This window comes from Shewanella sp. SM55 (genome assembly GCF_025654025.1).
Lineage (GTDB): Bacteria > Pseudomonadota > Gammaproteobacteria > Enterobacterales > Shewanellaceae > Shewanella > Shewanella oncorhynchi.
This window is the reverse complement of sequence record NZ_JAKKRS010000022.1, coordinates 23,196-46,959: the sequence shown is the minus strand read 5'-3', so window position 1 is coordinate 46,959 and position 23,764 is coordinate 23,196. Positions and strand designations below refer to the sequence as shown.

Sequence of the window (23,764 nt, the reverse complement as noted above, 5' to 3'; positions counted from 1 at the left end):
CCCTGATCAGAATTGTCTGAGCTATTTAAAGAAATTATGTTTAACATTCTTAGGTTAAATGTATGACGTATGACTAATGTCGACAACGAAGTTAGGATGAATATGAGAAACTAGTTACGAAATTCGCACAGATGTTACTTGGATCAACAAATGTGAATGTTTTTTAATCACTAATGTAGGAAAGATGAGAGTACTTTTTCTGCGTTAATGCGGTTTTATGCTAGTATGGCGACACTAAGCATATTTGGGATAATCAAGTGCATATCTTCAAGCCAATTAAGCAGATAAGAGCATCGAGTGAAGTCGGGCAGCAACTGAAAAATGCTATTTTAGATGGCGAATATAAGGCTGGCGATAAATTACCCTCTGAGCGCGAATTAATAGAATTATTTCAAGTTAGTCGCACTGTGGTGAGAGAGGCGATCAAAAGCCTCGAAGCGGGTGGATTAGTGGAGATTCGCCAAGGTGCAACAGGTGGCGCATTTGTTAAGCACTTAACCTTTGAACGTTTAAGTGATGCTTGCCAAGATTTATTTCTAATGGGGAAACTTTCCCTTCCTGAACTGTGTCAAGCACGCATGCTGATTGAACCGCAAGTGGCTAGAATGGCTGCTAAAAATTGCACTCCAGAGCAAGCTAAAGCTTTACAAGAGGCGAATAGTCATGAAAGTGACTCATTGGCTTATCCCGAAACTGTCATATTGCGATCTCAAGTACATTATTTGCTCGCTGAAATGTCTGGAAATCGCTTTTTAGAAGCGATCGTAAAATCCTTGTTGGTTTTATTAAGTAATCAAACGACTAAGTTTCAGCCACCGACTGATGAAATTCATCCTTTAGGCTTGCATGATGTCATTGTCGAAGCGGTTATCGCAAAAGATGGGGCGAAAGCTGAGGCCGAAATGTTTGCACACCTTGAGGATTTTAATCAGCGCCTAATAGAAATTGAGCGTAAATATATGGATAAACGCGCTTAAGGCAAAGAGCCGCAACCCCAAAGTTCAACCGCGGCTGTTTGTTTGTTGGGGACGCCAATCCAATGACTCATGGCTTGGCATTGCACTTTTCCTGAGATTTGAGTGAAGCAAAGTTCAAAATCCCCTGCTTCGGGCGTACGACCTAAGCGCAACACAGGCAAAATGGGCAGCTTGGGCTGATAATGCCAGCTGCCATTTTTAAGATAGGCATCATCTGGGATTTCCATTCCTGCACCCGTACCTTTCACTCTTGCTTCGATCAACACTAATCCTTGTGGGGTGATGTTATAGTCTTCCTCCCAGCGAATTTTTTCTATGCTATGGTTCCATGCCAAGGTGAAGTTGTCTGTGGGCACTTGGGCCCACAGTGTGCCCGCTATGCCTAAACACAGGCCTAGCATCTGTTTACCTTCAAAGACTGATTAACTACCAATAATCTCAAGAGCTTATCCTTGCTCTGCGAGACGTTTGAGTTTGCGTGCTCGCCAGCTGTGTTGCACGATAAATAGCAGCGCGAGCCCAAAGCCAATTTCATCACTCAACGGCGTAGCAAGAATTAAGCTCGCACCCGCAAGGAAGCCGATAACGCGTTCCCACCAGTAGAGTTTTTGTAATAGATATCCGGTAAAGATGACGCCCCAAATACCAATACCCACAGTCGCTTTTAGCAGGACAAACCCAGTGGCTAACCAGCTATCACCTTGAAGCATCAAAGCGGGATCGTAAACCGCCATAAAGGGGATCACAAAACCTGCAATGGCGATACGGATTGCCCAAAGGCTGATCTTAAGACCAGATTCCTTAGCGATTGGTGCTGCGGCAAAACAGGCCAAGGCAACGGGAGGCGTGAGATCGGCCATGATGCCGAAATAAAATACAAACATATGCGACACAATCAGTGGCACACCGAGGTCGAGTAATGCGGGAGCGGCAATCGAGCTAGTAATTATGTAGTTAGGGATCGTGGGGATCCCCATGCCGAGTACTAGGCAAGTGACCATAGTTAACACGAGTGATAAGAACAAGTTATCTTGGCCAACGGCAAGAATATAGCTCGCGAAGGTCGAGGCAATTCCTGTCAGTGACACTATGCCGATAATCACACCGACTAAAGCACAGGCGATACCCACAGGCACGGCATGACGGGCGCCTTCTACCAGTGCATGCAAGCAGATGGTGAGAGTATCTCTGCCACCTTTAATAAACCAACAAATGGCGACTAATAAGGCGATAACCCCAAATACGACGCCGATCCCGAGTTGGAAGAAGCCAGCGCATAGGATGCCAAGGGCAATCCAAAAGGCAATGCGCATTACCATTGAGGAAAGCCGCAGTACTATGGCTGAGCCTAAAATTACTATCGATGTGAGGGCGAGTCCTACCATGCCTGAGAACAGCGGCGTTCTACCCGAAAACAGCAAGTAGACTAAAATAAACAAAGGGATAAGGAGATACCAACGCTCTTTAATTGCCGCCCATGGATTAGGGCACTGATCTTTAGGCAGACCACAGAGATTGGCGCGTTTGGCTTCTAAATGCACCATCCAAAATACGGAGCAGAAATAAAGTAGCGCAGGGATCAATGCCGCTTTGGCTATCTCGATAAAGGGGACGTTAATGGTTTCGGCCATGATAAAGGCCACTGCGCCCATGATCGGCGGCATGATTTGGCTGCCCATACTCGATGTTGCCTCTACCCCGCCGGCGAAGGCTGGGCGATAACCGAATCGTTTCATGAGTGGAATGGTAAATTGGCCCGTTGTGACCACGTTGGCAACACCTGATCCTGTAATCGTCCCCATCAATGCCGATGACACTACCGCAACTTTTGCAGGACCGCCGAGCTTGTGGCCAAATAATCCCATGGCAAAGTCGGTAAATAAACGGATCATTCCGGCTTGTTCTAAAAAGGAGCCGAAGAGAATAAACAGGAATATATACGTCGCCGACACATAGGTTGGTGTGCCGTATAGCCCTTCGGTACCGAAGGCTAATTGATTGATGATCTGATCGAATCCATAGCCGCGGTGCATTAAGTCACCGGGTAAATATTGGCCAAATAAGCCATACATCAAAAAGATGCTACAGATGATAGGTAGTGCCCAGCCCATGACTCGGCGCGCTGCTTCAAACACTAATACGATCAAAGTGATACCTATCACTATATCCGCATCGGTCAGATCGCCTGAACGTTGAATTAAGTCGGCTTCGAAATACCACTGATAAGCCGCTGTGGCCATACCAGCTAGACCGAGTAGCCAAGCGAGTGGCTGCCAAGGCTGAGATTTTCCTTTAGCGGGATAACTTAAAAAAACCACTAACAGTAAAAAGCCCACATGGGTGGCACGCAGTACTTGAGTCGAGACGGGATGAAAAGCGGCAGTGATGATTTGAAAAATAGAAAAAATTAAGGCTGTATAAAATAGAGCCTTGGGCCAATCGCCAGTATTTGCGCTGAGACCTTGTTGGGGATCACTCATATTATGCCTCACAGCATTAGACTACAGAGATGATATAAACGAGATGCCGTTATTCGACGGCATCTCAATTGCTTAGTTTGGAATAGGATGCACAGATATCAGTAAAACTTAGAGTGCACCAACTTCTTTGTAATAACGTTCTGCACCTGGGTGCAGTGGTATTGGCAGATTTTTCGTCGCTTTATCTACGCTGATGGTCTTCGCGGCGGAGTGCGCGTTACCGAGTCGGTCTAAGTGCTCGAACATGAGTTTTGTCATCTGATAGGCTAAATCATCCGATACACCGCTTTGAGTCACCAGTAAATTTTGAATGGCGACGGTAGAAACGTCGGTAGTTTGGCCTTCATAGGTCGATGCTGGGATCACGCCATGTTGATAGGCGGGATTGTTAATCTTAGCGATCACATCTTCTGGAATTTCAACAAAGTTGATTGCCATAGTCGCAGCTAAGTCACGGATAGCAGCCATGCCGAGACCGGAAGATTGTAACGTGGCGTCTAATTGACGATTTTTGATTAGCTCAACGGATTCGGCATAGGGTAAAAACTCGACTTTCCCCATGTCTTCGTAACTTAGTCCCGCAGCCTTGAAAATCGATCTGGCATTGAGTTCTGTCCCTGATTTAGGGGCACCCACTGAGATGCGTTTTCCCTTTAAATCGGCCAAGGTTTTAATGCCAGACTCTTTATTGGCGACGATTTGAATGTAGTTAGGATAAGCCGAGGCAAGTACTCGGATTTTATCCAGCGGCGTTTTAAAGCCTGCATCAATATCACCTTGATATGCTGCTGCGACTGAATCACCTAAAGCGAACGCTAATTCACCACGACCCGCTTGCAATAAATTGAGATTTTCTACTGAGGCTTTAGTTGCTTGAACTGAGGTTTTTGAACCTTCGATTCCTGTGCCGTAGAGTTGCGACAGTGCAACGCCAATAGGGTAATACACACCACTGGTGCCGCCTGTGAGAATGTTGATAAAGGCGGGGGCAGCAGCCATAGCAGCAGCACTGAGTGTGAGGGTCACTGCTGCGCCGACGGCGACAAAACGTTTTTTGATTTTCATTATGAAATATCCTTATTTTTTATAGTGTTATGTAGGGTCTTTCGAGCGGTAAATACCGTAATCAGCTCAATATAACTACATAAAACCTGGAAAAGGTCAATTAGGCTATAGTCGATAGCGGCTACTTTTGTATCACAAAACTGAGATCTGAGACTGTTTTGAGCAAGGTTGTATTGTGAGGTAAAACTTGGTTGGTTCAATGAAGCGGGCAATAAAAAGGGCTAACCTAAGTTAACCCTATTTGTGTTATTAGAGGACAAACCTCCTAATAACAAGACACTATTTAGTGTTATCTAAGAAACCTTTAGTTGCGTTTTTCGCATGTTTTGCTGCTCTTTTCTCTTTAGGAGACATCAGCGGTTGTTTCTTCGATTCTTTACGGTTTTTTTGCTCTTTACTCATATAAAACTCCATGTACTCTTTGGTTATTCATCAGGCTAATCATGTAAGCCGTACTTAATTGAACCTATTCCATGACGTCCTGATTGAAGCGAAATTTTTATCTCGAATTACAACATTTTAAATTACAAACATCTAAAATCATTGATAATTATCTATGAATTTATTTGCCTCAATGAGCGATTACAGCAAAATAATCTTATCACCGAATTCCGTACCATGATCCATCTATCACTTAGAATAATTAATGCTAATGCTAGCGTTAACCTGTATAAGAAATATGCGAACAAGGACACAGTAACTCTATTTTCGTCATTGTTTGTGGTTTTAGTGGGCCCTAATTGGAGGCTTAACTAAGTACCATATGCCTAACGTCGGCTCGATTTACCTAACATGCCACCTAATATACCGCGCAAAATTTGTTTACCTAATTGGCTTCCAACCGTGCGTGCCGCTTGTTTTGACAAGGTTTCAGCTAACCCTTGGCGGCGCTTATTGCCAAAAATGAGTTCACTGAACCAACTTTGTTCTTCGGCTTTTTGGCTCGTTTGAGCATCACTTGCTGTGGTTGTGGTGTCGCTGGTGGCGTTACCAACTCGTCTTTGGTTAAGGCGTTCGTAGGCCGATTCGCGGTTGATTAACTGATCGTATTTACCTCCAATCGGGCTCTGGACACGGACTTGTTGTAACTCCTCACTTGTGGCGGGTCCCATGCGGCAACGTGGCGGTGCGATGAGCGCGCGCTCGACCATAGTTGGCACGCCTTTGTCGGCTAACATAGACACTAAGGCTTCACCTACAGCGAGCTGGGATATGACGTCGCTAACAACCAGTTTGGGGTTAGGCACAAAGGTTTCGGCGGCGGTTTTAACGGCCTTTTGATCCCTTGGCGTGTAAGCTCGCAGGGCATGTTGAATACGATTACCTAATTGTCCGAGAATTTCGCTTGGGACATCATCAGGAAATTGCGAGCAAAAATAAACGCCTACGCCTTTTGAGCGAATTAGGCGCATGATCTGTTCGACGCGTTTTAATAGACTCGGTGGGCAACCCTCAAAGAGTAAATGCGCCTCATCGATAAAAAACACTAACTTAGGTTTTTCGGGATCGCCGACTTCGGGCAGATTCTCAAATAATTCTGAGAGTAGCCAGAGTAAAAAACTTGAATATAAACGGGGTGTTAAAATCAGTTTGTTTGCTGCTAATAAATTGATAATGCCGCGTCCTTGCAAATTAGTGCGCATTAAATCTTCAAGCTGTAACGCGGGTTCACCAAAAAAGTCTTTGCCGCCATCGCGCTCTAATCCTAGTACCGAGCGTTGAATCGCTGCGAGGGATTGGGCGCTGATTAAACCATATTTGGCGGAGATTTCTTTGCGTTCCTCGGCAACTAAGGCCAGCATGGCCCGCAGATCATCTAAGTCGAGCAGTAATAACCCTTGGTCGTCCGCCAGTTGAAAGACTATGTCTAAAATACCGTTCTGGGTGTCATTCAATTCTAAAATTCGGCCGAGTAAGGTCGGGCCCATTTCGCTGATGGTGGTACGCAGCGGGTGGCCTTGAACGCCCGCTAAATCCCATAACACTACAGGATTGGCTTCGTTGTGATAATCCTCAATGCCAATTTGAGTTGCCCTTTGTAACAGCTTTTCACTTGGGGTACCCGCCATCGCTAGACCCGAGATATCGCCTTTAACGTCTGTGATAAAAACCGGCACGCCTTGGCGTGAAAAACCTTCGGCAATACTCATCAGCGACACGGTTTTGCCTGTCCCTGTGGCACCGGCAATTAACCCATGGCGATTGGCATACTTAAGATTTAAGTGAACCTGTTGTTCACCTTTTCCTATTAATAGCGTATTCAAAGGCATTCCTTATGTTAACGGTAGGGCTTATATTGGAATCGTTGCAGCATCCTTATTTAAGCCACTGTGTATCTAATCCACTTTAGTGTCGTCGTTCATGCGTATAAAAATTCATCATTGAGTGTTGGCCTTAGCGTAATTTATGTCAACATGGGGTCTGAATAAGCTTGATATCACTTAGCAAAAATGTGTGATTGGCAATATGGGCGTTACCTATGAATGAGGTGTGTTATTTGGGTCATTCACTGAGGTGTGCTTGATGGTGAAATTCCCTTTGATTATGCAGCTCTTGTTCTTTACTGTGCTGACATCTGCTTGCGCAGAATTAGCGTGTTCTGCCTGAACTGATGTCGATCCCTATGAGCCTATGCGAGATAAACAGCGCTGTGTTGCTGAGGTGGATAAAAACCTTTATTTGTATGAAAAACTAAAAGCAGTCGAAGAAAAGCAACGGCTGAAAATGGCCAAAGAACAAGCCACTCAAAAATCGTTAATGTAGAAAGGATATCTATGAAAGGTGCGGGCGGAACACAGGGCGGGACGGGACAATTTTTTATGGGTCTTGCCATGATGTGTGGCGGATTTTATTTATTGTTCAATGCAATACAGGTGAGCTCTAGTTTTGGACTGGGCTATGGCTTATATCGAGTGAATGCCTTTGGGCAAGGCATGTCGATTACCACAGGCATGGTGATGCTGCCGTTTATTATCGGCATTGTGATGGTGTTTTTTGACGCTAAGAGTAAGTTAGCTTGGCTGTTGAGTCTAGGTTCGCTTACGGCCTTGGTTGTGGGGGTTATCAGCTCGATTCAATTCCACTTTAAATCTATGTCGGCCTTTGAACTTATCGTGATCCTCGTTTTGGCCTTTGGTGGTTTAGGGTTGTTTTTACGCTCACTGAAAGACGCGCCAACAAGCGATACACAAGCGAAATAACCACTAGACTCTTAATCACTAGGCTTTTAACCACTAGTCGCTAGAGTGCAAATACGAAATCAGAGCTGTGCATCTAAGCGGCTCAAATAGCGATTTAACGAACGGTTTAACGAGAGTTTTTAACTACTGAGTGAAGGAATGCGATGCGCTGGCGTGACACTGACAGAAGCTCCAATATCGAAGACAGACGCGGCCAGCAAATGGCATCTGCGGGTGTGCCGAGTGCCTTGTTACTCAGGTTCTTGCCCTTTTTGCTGAGAACTAAACTTGGTCGTGTGGTGTTGCTCATCGGCGGCATTTATATTGCTTTTCAGTATTTTACTGGTGGTCTGTCACTCGACCCAAATACTCAAGCTCATCTTAGCCAATCCCAATCTAGCTCAACAACAGCGGTACAGGATGAAAATGCCCAGTTTGTGGCGGCCATTTTAGGCACCACAGAAACCGTTTGGGGCCAGTTGCTCAAAGGGCAATATCGAGAGCCTAAGTTAGTGCTTTATCGCAATATGACCTCCACTGGCTGCGGTATGGGACAGGCGCAGTCTGGGCCTTTCTATTGCCCTGCCGATAGCAAAGTATATATCGATCTTAGCTTTCTTGATGAGCTTAAAACCTTAGGCGCGCCCGGTGATTTTGCCTTTGCCTATGTGATTGCCCACGAGGTGGGTCACCATGTGCAAAACCTGCTGGGCACGAGCACTAAGGTGCGCCAAGCCCAGCAATCTGGCAGTAAAGTGCAGGCGAATCAATTGAGTGTCGCACTTGAATTGCAGGCTGATTGCTACGCAGGGATTTGGGGGCATTATGTCAATCAACAACTTAACTTACTTGAAGCGGGCGATTTAGCGGAAGGCATTGCCGCCGCCAGTGCAGTGGGTGACGATCGTCTGCAAAAGATGGCGGGTCGCGCCGTACAGCCCGATGCTTTTACCCACGGCAGTTCGGCGCAGCGGGTGAAATGGTTTAAGACAGGGTTTGATTCGGGTAATCTCGCCAGCTGTAATACCTTTGCGGCTAAGTGATTTAGTCTGATATCTCAAATACGTACCGAACAGAAATGCAAGGATAACTGAGTGGCCTTTAACGATACCTTTAGATTGAGCAGCCACGCGGTTATCACTAATGCGCAGGGACAAGTGCTGTTGCTTAAGGCCAATTATGGTAATTTTGCTTGGGGTTTGCCCGGTGGCGCACTTGAGCCCGGTGAAACGATTCACGAGGCCTTAGTGCGCGAATGCCAAGAGGAATTAGGCTTAAGTGTGCAGGTTAACTATTTGAGCGGCGTGTATTATCACAGCGCCTATCAATCCCAAGCCTTTATTTTTCGTTGTGAACTGCTATTGCCTGATGGGCCTGATGTGGCAAAAAATGTGGCAGAAGACGAGTCTCTGCCAATCCACTTAAGCCACGAACATTCAGAGTTTGCCTTCCACGATATCGACACCCTTAGCGCAGTTCAGCAGCAAAGAATTAAAGATTGCCTCAATTTCAATGGGGTTGTCATGAGCGCAAAGTTTTAATGCTTTACTGGCAAACCGCCGGCCGTTAATCGGCTTGGGTTTGCGCGAGTAAGGTTTCTAAGCAGTGTTCCTTGATACCGTAATAGGCTTTAATGTCAGCTATTTGCGCGAGGATTGCGGCGCTGTCTTTCTGATTGTGTTGTGGCTTTTTAACGGCCAAAATCATCTTATTTTTATTGGTATGTTCTAGGCTGATAAACTCAAACACCTTAGTCGCATAACCATTGGCTTCCAAAAATAGCGCACGTAATGAATCCGTTACCATTTCAGCCTGTTGGCCCATGTGCACCCCATATTGCAGCATAGGTTTGAACAACTCTGGGCTGTGCATCTGCGGGCGAATTTGTTTATGGCAGCAAGGCGAACACATGATGATGTCGGCATTGGCGCGAATACCATAATGAATCGCATAGTCAGTGGCAATATCGCAGGCGTGCAGCGCGATCATCACATCGGTTTGTTTAGGTGCGTGGGTTCTCACATCGCCGCAGACAAACGACAATCCTTGATGATCCAGCGTTGCCGCCGTTTCATTACATAAATCGGCCAAGGCTTGGCGTAATTCCACCCCAGTCACTTGCGCATCGTTGTGAAGGCTGTGGCGCAGGTAATCATGGATTGCAAAGGTGAGATAACCTTTACCTGAACCAAAATCGACCACATTGATCGGTTGGTCATTCTTGTGGGGTGAGGCTTCGAGTGCTTGGCTGAAAACCTCAATAAATTTATTGATTTGCTTCCATTTACGCGACATCGCAGGGATAAGATTATGTTGGCTGTCCGTCACCCCTAGCTTGGTCAGGAAAGGCCGTTCGATATCCACAAAACGCTTTTTCTCACGGTCATGTTCTAACGGCGCAGCTACGGTTTGTTTAACATTATGTGTACTGATTTGGACTTTGCCTTTTTTGCTGATCTCAAGCTGAACCTCTGCCTGCGCCGTGGCTAAGTGGGCGCTCTTAAAATCGCTACCGAGTAGCTGTTTTATGCTGGCTAAGCCTTCGTCATAACTCAGATTTTTAGTGATGTGATTCGTGTGATGCTGATACACAAACGACAGCATAGGCTCATTTTGCAAACTAATCGGCCGAATCGTAATGCGCTGCAGGCTTTTATCTGCCCCTCGGTACTTACTCAACAATAGTTTGATCAGACCATTCTTCGCCAAGCTGTCAGCCAAAAGCTGGTAAAAATCATCAAAAGAATTAAGCGCTGAATGGGACATGATTGTTTCCGAAAAAGTAACCAAGAAAAACAGGGTGAGTATTCTAACCGCGATCCGCCGCTACCTAAAGTTATTCTCATCGAGAAGGGGTTTGGGGCAGAGCTCCGCTGCTGATCTATCTGTTGAAATTCGTAATCTCGTGTAGGTTTTTGGCAAGCGGGATGTTGTCCCAACTCTTGTTTGAATTATTTAATCAAAGTCAACGTCGTGGGGCTTCACCCCCTGATGTTTTAATCAAAAGTCGACCAAGGAGGACTGCTCGTCCTATCCTTCTTGGATGCTCCATGACGCACCCAACGGAGTTGAAAGCCCCTTGTGCTCATTGCCAAATTTGCTATCGCTCCGAAGTCCTAGCTTTACATGCCGAGACTCACGCATTTTTTATTAAATCAAAAGGGTTTATTTGCTCTAAGCGGATATTTATTGTTGCTCATTGTAACAATGGCTCTCTAAAAAATGGCCTCCAGCCTAAATCGCGTTAACTCAAATCCAGAGAGCATTATGTTATTTTAGCTTGCGTGGCTCGATTTATTATTTTTCATGACTTTGCTGCTTTTATTAATTTTCCTATTTTCTCCATGCCGTCAAATGTTGATGGTAGGCTGCCATCATCAGTGACTATTCCAGAGAATATAATGCTCTCGAACTTTTCTAATGAGCCTGCATCCTTTTTCTTAATATCGCTCGAATACTCCGAGTAGTTTTGAATAAATCGGCAAAGTGTTTTCCTAAGATCTATCTGTAAAAGCTGTGATTTTACTGACTTGTAATTAAACAAAAGAACTCGAAAGTAGTAAATGGAAATTGCTACCAAGGATACCGTCGGAAAAATTGAAGCCAAAATCCCATCCTTAACAGCGGCAATGTTATCTAGGTGCAAATAAACAAAGATTAATTCTGCAATTATTGGGGATACTATTAAAACTGATAAGACCCGAAGCCAAAGTAGCAATCCATCCCGCTCTTGTTTCTTTTCAACCGAAAGTTCATCAAATCCTTGATGTAGACCAACAAAGTTGAAAGCATTTTCATATTTTGATAAGGATTTATTAAGTGAGTCAACTCTGGCTTCTCTGGCTGCTAAGTCTAAATTCCACTCGTCTTTTTGTTTTTCTGCTTTAGTAGAAATTGCATTGAAATTTTTCAAGCTATCTATAGCGTCACTATTAGCTATAGCTTTGAAAATGTTGATTGGCATATCTCTAATGGCATATTCGATTTGTTCTTTAGCGGTGTTCTCAAATGAATCGACGTTATTAAAGACAAATCGTCTTGCTGTTTCAAATTCAATTGCCAAATCGTTCTTTATAGAAAGATACAGCTCGAACAAAAATCGAAAACACATTGAACAAATATTATCCAGCCTTTCCTTGGATAGTTCTTTTTCTTCATCAGCTAATCGATTAATAAATTGATCGCCAATCCATTGAATATTAATTTGGCAAAAATCATCCCATTGTTCGGGTTTATTTTCCATCGAACTAATGACTAGGCGAATTAGGCTGTTTCGTTGTTGTTCAAAATCGTCGGCAGGAACCAAACCATCAATTTTATGTTTAAATTTAGCGAGAATCGTTTTACTCTGATTCGTATGAAAGAGTTCTGCCATGTGGCTCCTTATTTATGCTGTATGTAGCGTCTTAGTATTTATGCGAGGGCATAAATCGCTTATGGACTTGGTCGCTGCCACATCCATGTCAATTGGTATAAATGATGCTATAGGAATCTGCTATTTTGCGGTAGCGGTTTTTTATACAGTTTGATGGGTAATTACTTGATATCGTTTTAGCTTTATCATCCTTTGCTGGCTAGCAGAGATACGCAAAGGTTAATAGGATTAAGCACTGTCATGGAAGTGACCGTTGACGGCATGGATGCCGTCGTCGAGCCCTCATGGATGAGTTAATGGCGTGTCACTGGAATGACAGTGCGTAATCGTTGAAACAGAATGATGAACACCCTCTCTATGAGCAATTAATACAGCCTTGTATTTGTTCAATTCCTACCCTAAAAACAAAGATCTGTTACCGAAACGCTGGATTCCCGCCCACAAGCATTACGGGAATGACAGTGCTTAATCAATGTCGTCATTACAACACCAGTGCAAAGCAAGATGCGGCAACATATCATTCGTCTAGTGGCTCTTGTATTGTGGATCAAGCGCGCAGGCGGGTTTTCTTCTGTTATAATGCCTCCTCGATTTTTTGGAGGCGAGAATGGACGTATCTTCTTTACTAGACGGCCTGAATGATAAGCAGCGCGAGGCTGTCGCGGCACCGCAATCTAGCATGTTAGTGTTGGCGGGCGCGGGCAGTGGTAAAACTCGGGTGTTGACCCACCGCATTGCGTGGCTGATGCAGGTTGAACAGCAGAGTCCTTACTCGATTCTTGCGGTGACGTTTACCAATAAAGCTGCGGCTGAGATGCGCGAGCGAGTTGAAAAAGTCGCTGGCACCAATATGGGCCGCATGTGGATTGGGACTTTCCACGGCTTGGCGCATCGCTTGTTACGCACTCACTTCCAAGATGCGGGTTTACCGCAAAGCTTCCAAATCCTCGATTCAGACGATCAAGTACGTTTGATCAAACGTATTCTTAACAGCCTGAATTTGGATGAGAAACAATATCCTCCACGCCAAGCTCAGGGTTATATCAATGGTAAAAAAGACCAAGGATTACGTCCTAAACATATCGATGCGGGCGGTTTTCCGCTTGAGCAAAATCTGTTAAAAATCTATCAGGTTTACCAAGAGTCCTGTGACCGCGCGGGTTTAGTCGATTTTGCCGAAATCCTATTACGTGCCCATGAGTTATGGCTCAATAAACCGCACTTGTTGGCCCATTATCAAGACAGATTTAAGCATATTTTGGTGGACGAGTTCCAAGATACCAACGCGATCCAATATGCGTGGATCCGTGTGCTTGCTGGTCAAACTGCCAATGTGATGATAGTCGGTGATGACGACCAATCGATTTACGGTTGGCGTGGTGCTCAGGTTGAAAACCTACATAGATTCTTAAAAGATTTTCCGACGGCGACCACGATTCGCCTCGAACAAAACTATCGCTCTAAGGGCAATATTCTTAAAGCGTCCAACGCCTTAATCGCCAATAACCCAGAACGTATGGGCAAAGAGTTGTGGACGGATGAAGCCGATGGCGATCCGATTTCGCTCTATTGCGCCTTTAATGAAATGGACGAGGCGCGCTTTATCGTCGGTCGAATTAATGATTGGCACGAAAAGGGCGGCAACCTCAGTGATTGTGCGATTTTATATCGTTCTAACGCTCAATCGCGGGTATTGGAAGAAGCCTTATTACACAAAGGTTTAGCCTATCGTATCTACGGCGGTTTACGCTTCTTCGAACGCCAAGAAATTAAAGATGCCATGGGTTACCTGCGGCTGATCAATAACAAAGACGACGATGCGGCGTTTGAGCGCGTGGTGAATACGCCGCCCCGTGGCATTGGCGATCGCACTTTAGATATTTTGCGCTCCACGGCGCGCCAGCATGAGTTAACCCTGTGGCAGGCGAGTGTGCGTTTACTCGATGAGAAAGTGCTTGCGGGTCGCGCAGCAAATTCTGTGCGTGGTTTCATGGACTTAATCATGACGATGCGTGAAGACACCCAAGATATGGTGCTGTATCGCATGGCCGATACTGTGATCCAAGCGTCGGGTCTTAAGGCCATGTATGAAGCTGAAAAGGGCGAAAAAGCCCACGCTAGAATCGAAAACTTAGAAGAACTCGTCACGGCGGCGCGTACTTTTGAGCTGCCAGAAGAGCTGGAGGACATGGGCGAACTTAACGGTTTCCTATCCCACGCGGCGCTCGAAGCGGGCGAAGGCCAAGCCGATGCCTTTACCGATGCGGTGCAGCTAATGACGCTGCATTCTGCCAAAGGGCTAGAGTTCACTATGGTGTTCATGGCGGGTGTCGAAGAAGGGATCTTCCCGAGTAAAATGGCGCTCGAAGAGGGCGATAGACTCGATGAAGAACGCCGTCTCTGCTATGTGGGCATGACCCGTGCCATGGAAAAACTCTACATAACCTATGCGGAATCGCGGCGCATTTATGGCCGCGAAGATTACGCTCGGCCGTCGCGTTTTATCAAAGAGATCCCGCCGCAATATGTGGATGAAATCCGTCTTAAGGCGCAGGTTTCAACGCCGATGGCGAATAATCGTTTTAGCGCCCCAAAATCGGCTGCGACAAACGATACAGGCTTTAACGTCGGCCAACGAGTCAATCACCCTAAATTTGGTGAAGGTAAAGTGACCAACTTTGAGGGCAGCGGTGCCCAAGGGCGAGTACAAGTGAGCTTTACTGACTTTGGCAGCAAGTGGTTAGTGGTGGCTTACGCTCGGTTAGAGGCGCTTTAATACCAGCCCTGAACGCGATGAATGTCAGCTTTTTATGACACGCTTTCAGGGCGTAAATTCGCATCGGGAGAAGCATGGGTATATGATGCTAATCCTGAAACCGAGTGGAAACTTGAGGGTATTGGGAGTACCTAGTTAATGAATTTAAAGCAGAAGTGGGATGTGTATTCCCGTCTTACTCGAATCGACCGTCCCATAGGTACGCTATTGCTGATGTGGCCATGCTTGATGGCGCTGATGTTAGCGGCGGGTGGTATGCCCGATCTTAAGGTATTGATCATCTTTATTATTGGCGTGGTAATCATGCGTGCCTGTGGCTGCATTATTAACGACTATGCCGATCGCGATCTCGACTCTTTTGTGGAACGCACTAAATCTCGGCCGCTGGCCAGTGGCGAAATCAGCACTAAAGAAGCCTTGATACTGTTCGTCATTTTAGGTTTATCTGCTTTTGGTTTGGTCTTATTACTCAATGGATTAGTGGTTAAATTATCCGTTGTTGGTATTATCCTCACTATCATTTATCCCTTCACTAAACGCATCACCAATATGCCGCAGATGTTTCTAGGCGTGGTGTGGAGTTGGTCTATCCCTATGGCTTACGCCGCGCAGACGGGTGAAGTACCCATCGAGGCTTGGTGGTTATTTGCGGCCAATTGGTTTTGGACTGTCGCCTACGATACCATGTATGCCATGGTCGATAGGGATGATGATTTAAAGGTGGGCATTAAATCTACTGCAATTTTGTTCGGTAAATATGACCGCCAAATCATAGGTTTATTTCAGCTTGCTGCGCTGGCTTGTTTTATCGCCGCCGGTTGGAGCGCCGATCGTGGTTTACTCTATGGCCTAGGTTTACTGACTTTTGTCGGTTTTAGTACTTACCAGCAAATGCTGATCTTTGATCGCGAACGAGCCCCTTGTTTTAAAGCGTTTCTCAATAACAATTGGGCAGGACTCGCATTATTTGTTGGGCTGGGCGCCGATTATTTAGTTTAGTGAACATCATTTTGGCTGAGGAAGATCCTGATGGATCATCCACTGATTCTGTGGCGCTAATATTTGTTCTAAATCAATCTGGTGGATGTTGTCTTGGGAGATGACCTTGATAACTGGGCTCACTCTGTGGGGATAAGGCGCACCTTCGAGTGCGCGTATTGCGAGATCGATGGCAATTCGAGCCTGCAATACTGGCGAGTCGCTGACCGTCGCGAGTAACTGTTTTTTCTGCACTAATTCTATGGTCTGTGCATTCGAGTAGAATGCGATGATTTTTCCCGTTTTATTCCTACGTCCGTCTAAATAGCGCGCCGCGAAAGTGGCGGCAACTGCATTGGCGATCACATAATCTACACTTTGTTTAGTAAGCACTTTTCGCACTAAATCAGCTTGAATAAATAACTCCGTAGTGCCAAACCCTCCTTCAATTGTGTCGAACTCTTGTTTGGTTGCCGCCCGCCTAAATCCTTGTTCCGCCGCCATAACCCAAGAAGCGTCCTTAGGCCCTGGAAACCAAGCAACTTTAAGTTTCGCAGGCGCTTTATCGACAGGGTCTCGTTGCTGCGATGCAATATACTCAATCGCTGCCGCAGACATATCTTCAAAGCTGACTAAGGAGCGACTCGTGAGTTTGTCGGTCGCGATACCATTCACTAAATCAATAACAGGAATGCCCGCAGCAGAGAGTTGTTCGATATCCGCAATCAGTCCATCAGCCGTATTCGCAGCAATAATATAGGCTTGAGCTTTGAGGGCTTGGCAATCATAGAGTTGTTGTTTTTGTTGCTCAATATTGTCATATCCTCCAGCATCATAAATGCCGAGAGTTACACCTTGGCGTTCGGATTCCTGCGATAACCCAAAGGCGACGCCCCACCAATATTGGTCTTTACCATGGGGAAGTAAGGCACAGATCCGCCATGGTTTATTGGCTTGAGTAAGTGGTGTGTATGCCGTTTTTTTGCCATCAGCAATCACATCGGCGGGATACCAAGTTGCCTGCACTGCAAAGGCGAAAATATAGAGGATTAAGGTGAGGCAAATCCTGAGGGAGTAAGCGAAGAATGCAGTAAAGTGCATAGGATCATCATGTTAAGTTAACAATAGATTAAGCATAGATGAATGATCCATAGTTGCTAAGTCGATGCTAAATAAAGCTGATTTATTCTTAATAACCAGTGCCATGAAGTGTTATGGCACTTTTATGATGGGCTGCAGAGTGGTTGAAATTGTAGGGGCGTATTACATTAGCAGGCTTTACGCTTTGACTTGTTCACTGAATGCTTAAGTTTACATTTCACGCTTAAGGCTTAATTGCCACAGCTGGTTTTTGCCATAGTGCTTAGTCTATAGTCATTGGCTTATAGTGGTTTTTTAGGATCAATTTCATGCTTAGGTAACAAGGAATCGTTATGTTTATTCCGTCAGGATTTGCACGGGTTAGTCCGTATATGATGATCGCTGATGCCGATAGTTTAGTGGTTTTTTTACAGCAAGCCTTTGATGCTAAAGCGCTACATATTTCCCGTCGGGCTGATGGCAAAATAGCTAATGCACAGATGCAAATCGGCGACTGTTTATTTATGTTGAGTGAGGCGAGTGAAGCTTTTACGCCTATGCCCGCATCCTATTATTTATATGTGGAAAATGCCGATAAAACGGTGGCTCAGGCACTCGCCGCTGCGGGTGAGTTAGTGATGGAAGTGGCGAATATGCCCTATGGCGATCGCCAAGGTGGAGTGCGGGATCCCGTGGGCAATCTGTGGTGGATCTCCCAGCGTTTAGCCGCAGGGCCATATCAGGATTGAGCATCAAGTGATAACAAGTCAAAGGAGGTGATGTATGCCGTGCCAGTTAACCCGATTATTTGGAATCGAATTACCAATTATTCAAGCGCCGATGGCGGGTGTTCAGGGCAGTGCCTTAGCGATAGCTGTGTCGCAAGTGGGGGCGTTGGGATCTTTGCCCTGCGCCATGTTATCCCTCGAAGCCTTAGATACCGCCTTGACACATATTCGCACCCAGACGACTAAGCCCATCAATGTAAACTTCTTTTGTTATCACGAACCTGAACCGCAAGCAGCGAAACAAGCCGCATGGCTTAATCAACTCGCGCCTTATTTTTCTGAGTTGGGTGTCAATCCTGATAGCCAAACCGTGGGGGCACAACGCGCGCCATATACCAGCACCCAGGCTGCAGTGTTAGCTAAATTTAAACCTGAGGTGGTGAGTTTTCATTTTGGCTTACCGAATGAAGATTTGTTGCTGGAGATAAAGTCTTGGGGTTCAAAAATCATTTCGACAGCGACAACTGTAGAAGAAGCCCTATGGCTTGAAGCGCGTGGTGCGGATGCCATTATTGCGCAGGGTTTAGAGGCCGGAGGTCACAGGGGGCATTTTTTATCCGATGATTTAACCAAGCAGTTAGGCACTTTTAGTCTATTGCCGCAAATCATTGCCGCCGTTGATATTCCTGTTATTGCAGCGGGTGGCATAGTCGATGCAAAGACAGTGCGCTCTGCTATGGCGATGGGCGCTTCGGCGGTGCAAGTGGGGACTGCATACTTACTCTGTCCCGAATGTACCACCAGTGATATTCACCGTGCCGCCCTGCAAAGTGAGGCCGCGCAGCATACGGCTCTGACTAACTTATTCACTGGTCGACCCGCCCGTGGAATTATGAATCGTTTTATGGCAGAGCTTGGCCCCATCAATAATACCGCACCGGATTTTCCGCTCGCCTCAAGCGCCGTCGCAGTATTGCGAAGCGCCGCTGAACAACAAGGATTTGGTGATTTTAGCCCACTTTGGTGCGGCCAAAATGCAACAGGTTGTCAGGCTATTCCCGCCGCAGAGCTGACGAGGCAATTGGCGTTAGGTTTGATGGTCTAAGATATTGTTGGATAGGTTATTAATACTCATTGTTATGCTCACCAAGGCTTACATTTAATATGGCTAAATTAGCGGCTTGTTAGTTTATACTCGTCGTTTAAAGGTTGGTTTGTCGTTAGACTGCCGCTTCTTTTAAATTATGTTTTTCTGTACAAATGGCTGCAAATCACTGGCCCTATAGCTGTGGGTGCGAGTGATCTATAAATTTAAGGAAAACAATATGTTGTTACGTAAAATCATTGTTATGTGCTTTGCCGTTATGAGTTTTGCTACGTTTGCGGGCAATAAAGCCTATCAAGATATCGCACTTAAAACCTATCCAGATCAGCAGCAAGTGACTTTAGCCAGTGTTGCGGGTGACAAGCCGATATACCTAAAGTTTTGGGCGACCTGGTGCCAACCTTGTATGGAACAAATGCCGCATTTTGAAGTCCTGCAGAAGAAATATCAGGACAAGATTAATATCATCGCGGTGAACATCAATATTAATGAAGAGCAGCCTAAGATTGCTGATGTTATCGCACGTTTCGGGCTCACTATGCCCGTGTGGTTGGATAATGAAGGCGAGCTGGGTGTGGCTTTAGGTTTGGTCGGCACACCCTATAGTGTATTAATCAATCGTGCTGGTGATGTGGTTTACACTAGCCATGAGTCTGATGCCAATTTAGATAAATTTATCGATATGTTGGCGAATGGCCAAGAGTTGACTGCGCAGACAACGGAGGCACCCAGTGCTGAACAAACAGCTAAGTTACTGAAACCTTGGGAACAAGGTGAGCATTTACTTTTTTTCACCGCAACATGGTGTGATTGGTATTTGGCTGATAGCCGCCCAGAAATGTCTAAAGAGTGTATTGCCGTTCAAAAAGGTTTAAATAATCTCGCGCAAAAAGTGCCTAATAAATCGTGGCACGGTGTGGTCAATCACTTGTGGACAGACAATAAAGCGCTCGAAGATTTTAAGCAGCTTTATCAAACTCAAGTCGATTTTAGTATCGATGAATTAGGTGTGTTATTTAATCATTTTAAAATCCGCAATATTCCTACTTTACTGTGGGTTAAGGATGGTAAAGTTATTCAGCGTATTACCGATTTTAGCCAGCCAGAGAAAGTAGTTGAGCAGCTTTCGGCTCAATAAGCTCATTCCAAATGTTAGGCCTTTGATAGATATCCAAAGGCTTTTTGTCTTCAAAGATTGAATAGATACACAGCTCAATATTCGGTGTTAAAGTCATTGCCCATGGGAAGCACTGCGCAATAAACTGATTCGTAGAACGAGTTGGTTAAGCGTTAACCTTGTTTGGTGTAATGCAGAGTGTTTTCCATTTTATCGTTGAATTTTATTGTGGGGGGTTTTAGCACTATGACGCCGATTTTCAGTAATGCCGCTATTGGTCGTAGTTTGTTGGTTTTGCTCTTGTGTGCTGGCGTATTCTTTTTTATCGATTTTTTAGTGCCCGCCTTAGCTGCATTGATTGTGTGTTTTTCAAGTTGGCCTCTCTATCAAAAACTATTGGCAAAATGTGGTGGTCGCTCGGCGTTGGCGGCAACCATTGCCCTATGTTGTATTGTGCTCGGGCTGATTATTCCGCTGGTGTTTGTATTTTCCTATGCGTTACAAGAGATTAGGACTTGGGTTGATTGGTTGGTGTTTACTAACCAACATGGTTCGCCCGTGCCCTTGTGGATCAAAGACTTGCCTTGGATGGGCGAATGGTTAACCCTGCAATGGCAGCAGTTTATTGGTGAACCCCATGAATTAGGCCAAATTATCAGTGCCATTAGTGGCCAGAATTTGAGTGGCATTTCCCGTTGGGTGCTGCAATTGGGTTGGAATACTTTAGGGTTGTTGTTGACCTTACTTTTTATGCTGATCACTTTGTTTTTCCTCTATAAAGATGGTCCGCAAGTGGCTAAACAGTTGGATATCGTGGGTGAGCGAGTGTTGCCTGCTCGCTGGCATAGTTTTTCCCGTGTGGTGCCTGCAACAGTCAGTTCTACCGTGATAGGTATGACGCTTATCGCAATTGGTGAGGGCATAGTGCTGGGGATTGCCTATTGGATTGCGGGAGTACCTTCGGCCGTGGCTTTTGGGGTGTTAACCGCCTTTATGGCCTTGGTTCCCGGCGGCGCGCCAACCATGTTTACCTTGATTTCACTCTACCTTGTCGGCACTGGCGATATGACGGCGGGGGTCGGCTTGTTTCTTTGGGGCAGCATAGAGTTGTTTATTGTTGATAAAACCCTGCGGCCCAATCTTGTCGGTGGGCCGATTAAATTGCCTTTCTTACCGACTTTTTTCGGTTTGATCGGCGGCGTAAAAACCATGGGTTTTGTCGGTTTATTTGTTGGTCCAGTATTGATGGCCCTGCTGGTGGCCATTTGGCGTGAGTGGTTAAGGGAAGAGCCCGAAACGATAATGGATAAACAGGAGGATAAATAGTCGCTAAAGCTTCATTTCTCTAAGGTATTTTTGCGCTCATCGGTGTAAAACCACCAAGGTTTAGGATCTTCACCTGCCATAAAACGGGTGATGGAGATAAACACATCGAGCATACAGGGGTCGTGTCTCTGGCCCGTTTTGTCACACAGCGTTTGATACAGCTCGTAGGGGTTTCTATCTAACAGCTGCTCAGGCTTATCTATGCCAAGCAAACGTAAATCCGCCGCACAGGCTTTGCCAATATTGGGTAAATCAGTCAATTGCTTAACCTCGGCACGCACGACTTTTGCTGGATTCATTTTTATCTCTTGGGGTGTAGTCATACTTGATAGATTAGTCTATTGGCCCACAGTTAACCTGTTAAGATATTTCGCCTTCCTTGGCAAAATTGGTGTAGCACTTCTAACGCTTTATTAAGGTTACAGTTTTTCTATATCAACATTTAAGCTATTAAGATGTTCAAGCAAAGCTGGATTGACATTATTATCCACTTTTCCGCCTAAGTACTTACCAAAGAAATGTTCAGTCGCAATTATCGAGGCGAGCTTGTTCGCACGTTTGATAAATCCATGACCTTCATCTTTGGCGAGTAAGTATTCAAGGGGTAACGATTTTTGGTACATCTTTTTCGCAATATTATCTGATTCAACTTGAGTCACTCGCGGATCATTCGCTCCTTGGATAAGCATCAGCGGTGCTTTTATGTTATCGACAAAATTAATTGGGGAGCGGTTCTCCATATCTTGTTTTTGTTCAGGAATTAACGGGTCTCCCACTGATTCAAACCATTGACCTAAATAGGGGCGCCAGTAATCGGGGAACGACGCCATTAGCGTGACTAAGCTTGACGGCCCCACATAGGCGATCACTGCTTGGTAAAGATCTGGGGTAAAAGTCGCGCCGGATAAAGCCGCATAACCACCGTAAGATGCGCCAAAGATCCCCAAGCGATTTTTATCCGCAATCCCTTGTTCGACCAAGTAATTTGCACCATCAGTCAGGTCATCTTGCATACTGCCAGTGCCCCAATTGTTATTGCCTAAGTTGAGGAAGTGTTTGCCAAATCCTGTCGATGCGCGAAAGTTTGGCTGTAATACGGCATAACCACGGTTGGCATAGAACTGAGCAATCGCATGGAAGTAACCAGAGTCTAGCGCCCAGTAGTCCCGAGCCCAAGGGCCGCCATGGGGCAGAATGATGGTGGGTAAATTGTGCTGGTTTCCCTTTGGTAATGTCAAATAAGCCTGAATTTTTACACCATCCCTTGCGGTATAGACTAGGGATTGTCTGGGTGATAACAGTTCTGGTTGTATGCTTGGAGGAATATCCGCGAGTAAGTGGATATCACCATTAATGGCATTGTATTGGTAATCTAAGCTCGATGCCCTATCGCTCGCGACGTTGATCTGCCAGAGATTATTTTTCTCGTTACGTTCGGTAATGGTTATTTCAACATCTTGATTAAAATGCCTATTGATCACATCCCAGTGCTTAGCAAACTCAGTATCAAGTGGATAGGTTCTTAAGCGACCGCCGTAATAGGAAATGGCTAAAGGTTCACCAGCATCGTTAAACAATACCTGATAAACATCCGCTTTATCCTTAGGATCTTTATGTAAGGTTTCATATTTTCCCGTCATAAGATCAACTTTGAGCAGTTGTTGTTTATCCCGCTCACCGATGTTGGCACTGATATAGGCGAGTTTTTTCGCATCGTTTACTTTTAAGATATCAATGCTTTCACCCTTAGCTGTGTGGATTATTTTACGCCAAGTGCCATCAATGAGTGTGTAGAGGCTATAGCTGTTATCTAGATTAGTGCTACTGCCAATAACGGGATGCCCTTGTTTGTTAAACTTCATTTGCACCAAGTTTAAGTTGTTTTCAAAAATAGGCGTTAGCTTGCCATCATGGGTGTTGAGCCAATAGATATCCATCCGACTCGATTCATCGTGGTTCGCCATCACAACCAGCTGCTCAGGGTTATCCTTGGGCTGTTCCATGACGCTGTATTTCACCTTGTCATTGTGCGTCAGTTGCTGCTCTTTTGGCTCTATTTTGCCTTGGGGAGTTTCAAAGCTGAGTTTAAAAATTTGGGTGTTTTCATTTCCCCCTTTATCTTTCATAAAAAAGAGTTCGTTACTGTTTGATGACCATTCAAATTCTTTAATGGGTTCAATGGACTGCGTTAAGAGTGTCGCACTTGCAAGATCGCTTTTATCCGCCATTACATAAATATTGCTCGCACCTTGGTATTCCTTTGTGAAGGCTAACCATTTACCGTCGGCGGACATTTTTAAATGGTGAATATTTTGCTCATTGAAAAAATCTTCGATGGGAATGAGTGGCACTTGGGCTTGCTGGCTGTTAAGCCTATTCGTGTTGGCTTTTTGCTCAGTGGTTGAGGTTGAACAGCTTGCGAGTAGCATAGCGGCAATAGCAGCACTGCATAACTGGCTTGTGAAGGAGGATAATCGCATTGTTGTAACCTTGAGTTGTTAGAAGTGACATCATGTTAATACGAAAATTAATTATCGTAAAACAATAAAATTATATTTTTTTGCAATATATTTTACCG

Annotated in this window: 20 protein-coding genes and 1 pseudogene; 11 read left to right on the top strand and 10 right to left on the bottom strand. The window is 45.3% G+C overall.

Annotated features, from left to right (window positions below; translation table 11 throughout):
• Positions 1-257: 257 nt before the first annotated feature.
• Positions 258-977 (top strand): FadR/GntR family transcriptional regulator, encoded by a 720-nt coding sequence (locus L5L91_RS21710; protein ID WP_131524214.1) that lies wholly within the window; start codon positions 258-260, stop codon positions 975-977.
• On the opposite strand, the gene L5L91_RS21705 is transcribed toward L5L91_RS21710, so the two are convergent.
• The 5 genes from L5L91_RS21705 to L5L91_RS21685 form a co-directional block, all read right to left on the bottom strand.
• Positions 974-1,378, bottom strand: coding sequence for a DUF1850 domain-containing protein (locus tag L5L91_RS21705; protein ID WP_263237726.1), 405 nt, complete (start codon positions 1,376-1,378; stop codon positions 974-976). The genes L5L91_RS21710 and L5L91_RS21705 overlap by 4 nt on opposite strands.
• A 45-nt stretch (positions 1,379-1,423) precedes the next feature.
• Positions 1,424-3,457, bottom strand: coding sequence for a TRAP transporter permease (locus L5L91_RS21700; protein WP_263237725.1), 2,034 nt, complete (start codon positions 3,455-3,457; stop codon positions 1,424-1,426).
• 108 nt (positions 3,458-3,565) lie between these two features.
• Positions 3,566-4,522: a TAXI family TRAP transporter solute-binding subunit gene (locus L5L91_RS21695; RefSeq protein ID WP_105250372.1), complete on the bottom strand. Its 957-nt coding sequence runs from the start codon at positions 4,520-4,522 to the stop codon at positions 3,566-3,568.
• 279 nt (positions 4,523-4,801) lie between these two features.
• Complete coding sequence (locus L5L91_RS21690; RefSeq protein WP_105250371.1) at positions 4,802-4,924, bottom strand: hypothetical protein; 123 nt, start codon at positions 4,922-4,924, stop codon at positions 4,802-4,804.
• A gap of 365 nt (positions 4,925-5,289) precedes the next feature.
• A complete protein-coding gene (locus L5L91_RS21685; protein WP_263237723.1) occupies positions 5,290-6,786 on the bottom strand; it encodes a DUF853 domain-containing protein in 1,497 nt (498 codons plus the stop codon).
• Positions 6,787-7,045: 259 nt separating this feature from the next.
• On the opposite strand from L5L91_RS21685, the pseudogene L5L91_RS22710 reads away from it, so the two are divergent.
• The 4 genes and pseudogenes from L5L91_RS22710 to L5L91_RS21670 all read left to right on the top strand — a co-directional run bounded on the left by L5L91_RS22710 (position 7,046) and on the right by L5L91_RS21670 (position 9,242).
• Positions 7,046-7,285, top strand: a pseudogene (locus L5L91_RS22710) (hypothetical protein).
• 11 nt (positions 7,286-7,296) lie between these two features.
• On the top strand, positions 7,297-7,722 hold the full coding sequence (locus L5L91_RS21680) for a hypothetical protein (RefSeq protein WP_107949438.1): 426 nt from the start codon (positions 7,297-7,299) through the stop codon (positions 7,720-7,722).
• A gap of 143 nt (positions 7,723-7,865) precedes the next feature.
• Entirely contained in the window at positions 7,866-8,744 is an 879-nt protein-coding gene (locus L5L91_RS21675) for a neutral zinc metallopeptidase (RefSeq protein WP_131524218.1), read from the top strand.
• Positions 8,745-8,795: 51 nt separating this feature from the next.
• Positions 8,796-9,242: an NUDIX hydrolase gene (locus tag L5L91_RS21670; RefSeq protein ID WP_263171875.1), complete on the top strand. Its 447-nt coding sequence runs from the start codon at positions 8,796-8,798 to the stop codon at positions 9,240-9,242.
• Between the two features lie 25 nt (positions 9,243-9,267).
• On the opposite strand, the gene L5L91_RS21665 is transcribed toward L5L91_RS21670, so the two are convergent.
• Positions 9,268-10,467, bottom strand: a complete 1,200-nt coding sequence (locus L5L91_RS21665) for a class I SAM-dependent methyltransferase (RefSeq protein WP_263237722.1) — start codon at positions 10,465-10,467, stop codon at positions 9,268-9,270.
• 538 nt (positions 10,468-11,005) lie between these two features.
• Positions 11,006-12,076, bottom strand: a complete 1,071-nt coding sequence (locus L5L91_RS21660; RefSeq protein WP_263237721.1) for a hypothetical protein — start codon at positions 12,074-12,076, stop codon at positions 11,006-11,008.
• 607 nt (positions 12,077-12,683) lie between these two features.
• Here L5L91_RS21660 and uvrD point away from each other — a divergent pair.
• Positions 12,684-14,852 carry a DNA helicase II gene (uvrD, locus tag L5L91_RS21655; protein ID WP_263237719.1) on the top strand — a complete coding sequence of 723 codons (2,169 nt, stop codon included), beginning with the start codon at positions 12,684-12,686 and terminating at the stop codon, positions 14,850-14,852.
• A 138-nt stretch (positions 14,853-14,990) separates the two neighbouring features.
• Positions 14,991-15,851 carry a 4-hydroxybenzoate octaprenyltransferase gene (ubiA, locus tag L5L91_RS21650; RefSeq protein ID WP_105250362.1) on the top strand — a complete coding sequence of 287 codons (861 nt, stop codon included), beginning with the start codon at positions 14,991-14,993 and terminating at the stop codon, positions 15,849-15,851.
• Between the two features lie 6 nt (positions 15,852-15,857).
• Here ubiA and torT read toward each other — a convergent pair whose 3' ends face one another.
• Positions 15,858-16,931 carry a TMAO reductase system periplasmic protein TorT gene (torT, locus tag L5L91_RS21645; RefSeq protein ID WP_131524223.1) on the bottom strand — a complete coding sequence of 358 codons (1,074 nt, stop codon included), beginning with the start codon at positions 16,929-16,931 and terminating at the stop codon, positions 15,858-15,860.
• Positions 16,932-17,263: 332 nt separating this feature from the next.
• Between torT and L5L91_RS21640 the strand changes: the two genes are divergently transcribed.
• The 4 genes from L5L91_RS21640 to L5L91_RS21625 all read left to right on the top strand — a co-directional run bounded on the left by L5L91_RS21640 (position 17,264) and on the right by L5L91_RS21625 (position 21,186).
• Positions 17,264-17,659 carry a VOC family protein gene (locus L5L91_RS21640; protein WP_131524224.1) on the top strand — a complete coding sequence of 132 codons (396 nt, stop codon included), beginning with the start codon at positions 17,264-17,266 and terminating at the stop codon, positions 17,657-17,659.
• Between the two features lie 34 nt (positions 17,660-17,693).
• Positions 17,694-18,743, top strand: a complete 1,050-nt coding sequence (locus L5L91_RS21635; RefSeq protein ID WP_131524225.1) for an NAD(P)H-dependent flavin oxidoreductase — start codon at positions 17,694-17,696, stop codon at positions 18,741-18,743.
• A gap of 220 nt (positions 18,744-18,963) precedes the next feature.
• Positions 18,964-19,881, top strand: a complete 918-nt coding sequence (locus tag L5L91_RS21630) for a redoxin family protein (RefSeq protein ID WP_263237716.1) — start codon at positions 18,964-18,966, stop codon at positions 19,879-19,881.
• A 225-nt stretch (positions 19,882-20,106) separates the two neighbouring features.
• Positions 20,107-21,186, top strand: a complete 1,080-nt coding sequence (locus L5L91_RS21625) for an AI-2E family transporter (protein ID WP_131524227.1) — start codon at positions 20,107-20,109, stop codon at positions 21,184-21,186.
• 11 nt (positions 21,187-21,197) lie between these two features.
• Here the strand turns inward: L5L91_RS21625 and L5L91_RS21620 are convergent, their stop codons facing one another.
• Both L5L91_RS21620 and L5L91_RS21615 read right to left on the bottom strand, forming a co-directional pair.
• Positions 21,198-21,485: a helix-hairpin-helix domain-containing protein gene (locus L5L91_RS21620; RefSeq protein WP_168827746.1), complete on the bottom strand. Its 288-nt coding sequence runs from the start codon at positions 21,483-21,485 to the stop codon at positions 21,198-21,200.
• A gap of 120 nt (positions 21,486-21,605) precedes the next feature.
• On the bottom strand, positions 21,606-23,666 hold the full coding sequence (locus tag L5L91_RS21615; RefSeq protein WP_263237713.1) for a S9 family peptidase: 2,061 nt from the start codon (positions 23,664-23,666) through the stop codon (positions 21,606-21,608).
• Between the last annotated feature and the right edge of the window lie 98 nt (positions 23,667-23,764).

Coding starts and splice junctions, on each gene's coding strand:
- L5L91_RS21705 (WP_263237726.1), bottom strand. CDS start 1,378: ATGCTAGGCCTGTGTTTAGGCATAGCGGGCACACTGTGGGCCCAAGTG.
- L5L91_RS21700 (WP_263237725.1), bottom strand. CDS start 3,457: ATGAGTGATCCCCAACAAGGTCTCAGCGCAAATACTGGCGATTGGCCC.
- L5L91_RS21695 (WP_105250372.1), bottom strand. CDS start 4,522: ATGAAAATCAAAAAACGTTTTGTCGCCGTCGGCGCAGCAGTGACCCTC.
- L5L91_RS21690 (WP_105250371.1), bottom strand. CDS start 4,924: ATGAGTAAAGAGCAAAAAAACCGTAAAGAATCGAAGAAACAACCGCTG.
- L5L91_RS21680 (WP_107949438.1), top strand. CDS start 7,297: ATGAAAGGTGCGGGCGGAACACAGGGCGGGACGGGACAATTTTTTATG.
- L5L91_RS21675 (WP_131524218.1), top strand. CDS start 7,866: ATGCGCTGGCGTGACACTGACAGAAGCTCCAATATCGAAGACAGACGC.
- L5L91_RS21665 (WP_263237722.1), bottom strand. CDS start 10,467: ATGTCCCATTCAGCGCTTAATTCTTTTGATGATTTTTACCAGCTTTTG.
- L5L91_RS21660 (WP_263237721.1), bottom strand. CDS start 12,076: ATGGCAGAACTCTTTCATACGAATCAGAGTAAAACGATTCTCGCTAAA.
- uvrD (WP_263237719.1), top strand. CDS start 12,684: ATGGACGTATCTTCTTTACTAGACGGCCTGAATGATAAGCAGCGCGAG.
- ubiA (WP_105250362.1), top strand. CDS start 14,991: ATGAATTTAAAGCAGAAGTGGGATGTGTATTCCCGTCTTACTCGAATC.
- torT (WP_131524223.1), bottom strand. CDS start 16,931: ATGCACTTTACTGCATTCTTCGCTTACTCCCTCAGGATTTGCCTCACC.
- L5L91_RS21640 (WP_131524224.1), top strand. CDS start 17,264: ATGTTTATTCCGTCAGGATTTGCACGGGTTAGTCCGTATATGATGATC.
- L5L91_RS21635 (WP_131524225.1), top strand. CDS start 17,694: ATGCCGTGCCAGTTAACCCGATTATTTGGAATCGAATTACCAATTATT.
- L5L91_RS21630 (WP_263237716.1), top strand. CDS start 18,964: ATGTTGTTACGTAAAATCATTGTTATGTGCTTTGCCGTTATGAGTTTT.
- L5L91_RS21625 (WP_131524227.1), top strand. CDS start 20,107: ATGACGCCGATTTTCAGTAATGCCGCTATTGGTCGTAGTTTGTTGGTT.
- L5L91_RS21620 (WP_168827746.1), bottom strand. CDS start 21,485: ATGAATCCAGCAAAAGTCGTGCGTGCCGAGGTTAAGCAATTGACTGAT.
- L5L91_RS21615 (WP_263237713.1), bottom strand. CDS start 23,666: ATGCGATTATCCTCCTTCACAAGCCAGTTATGCAGTGCTGCTATTGCC.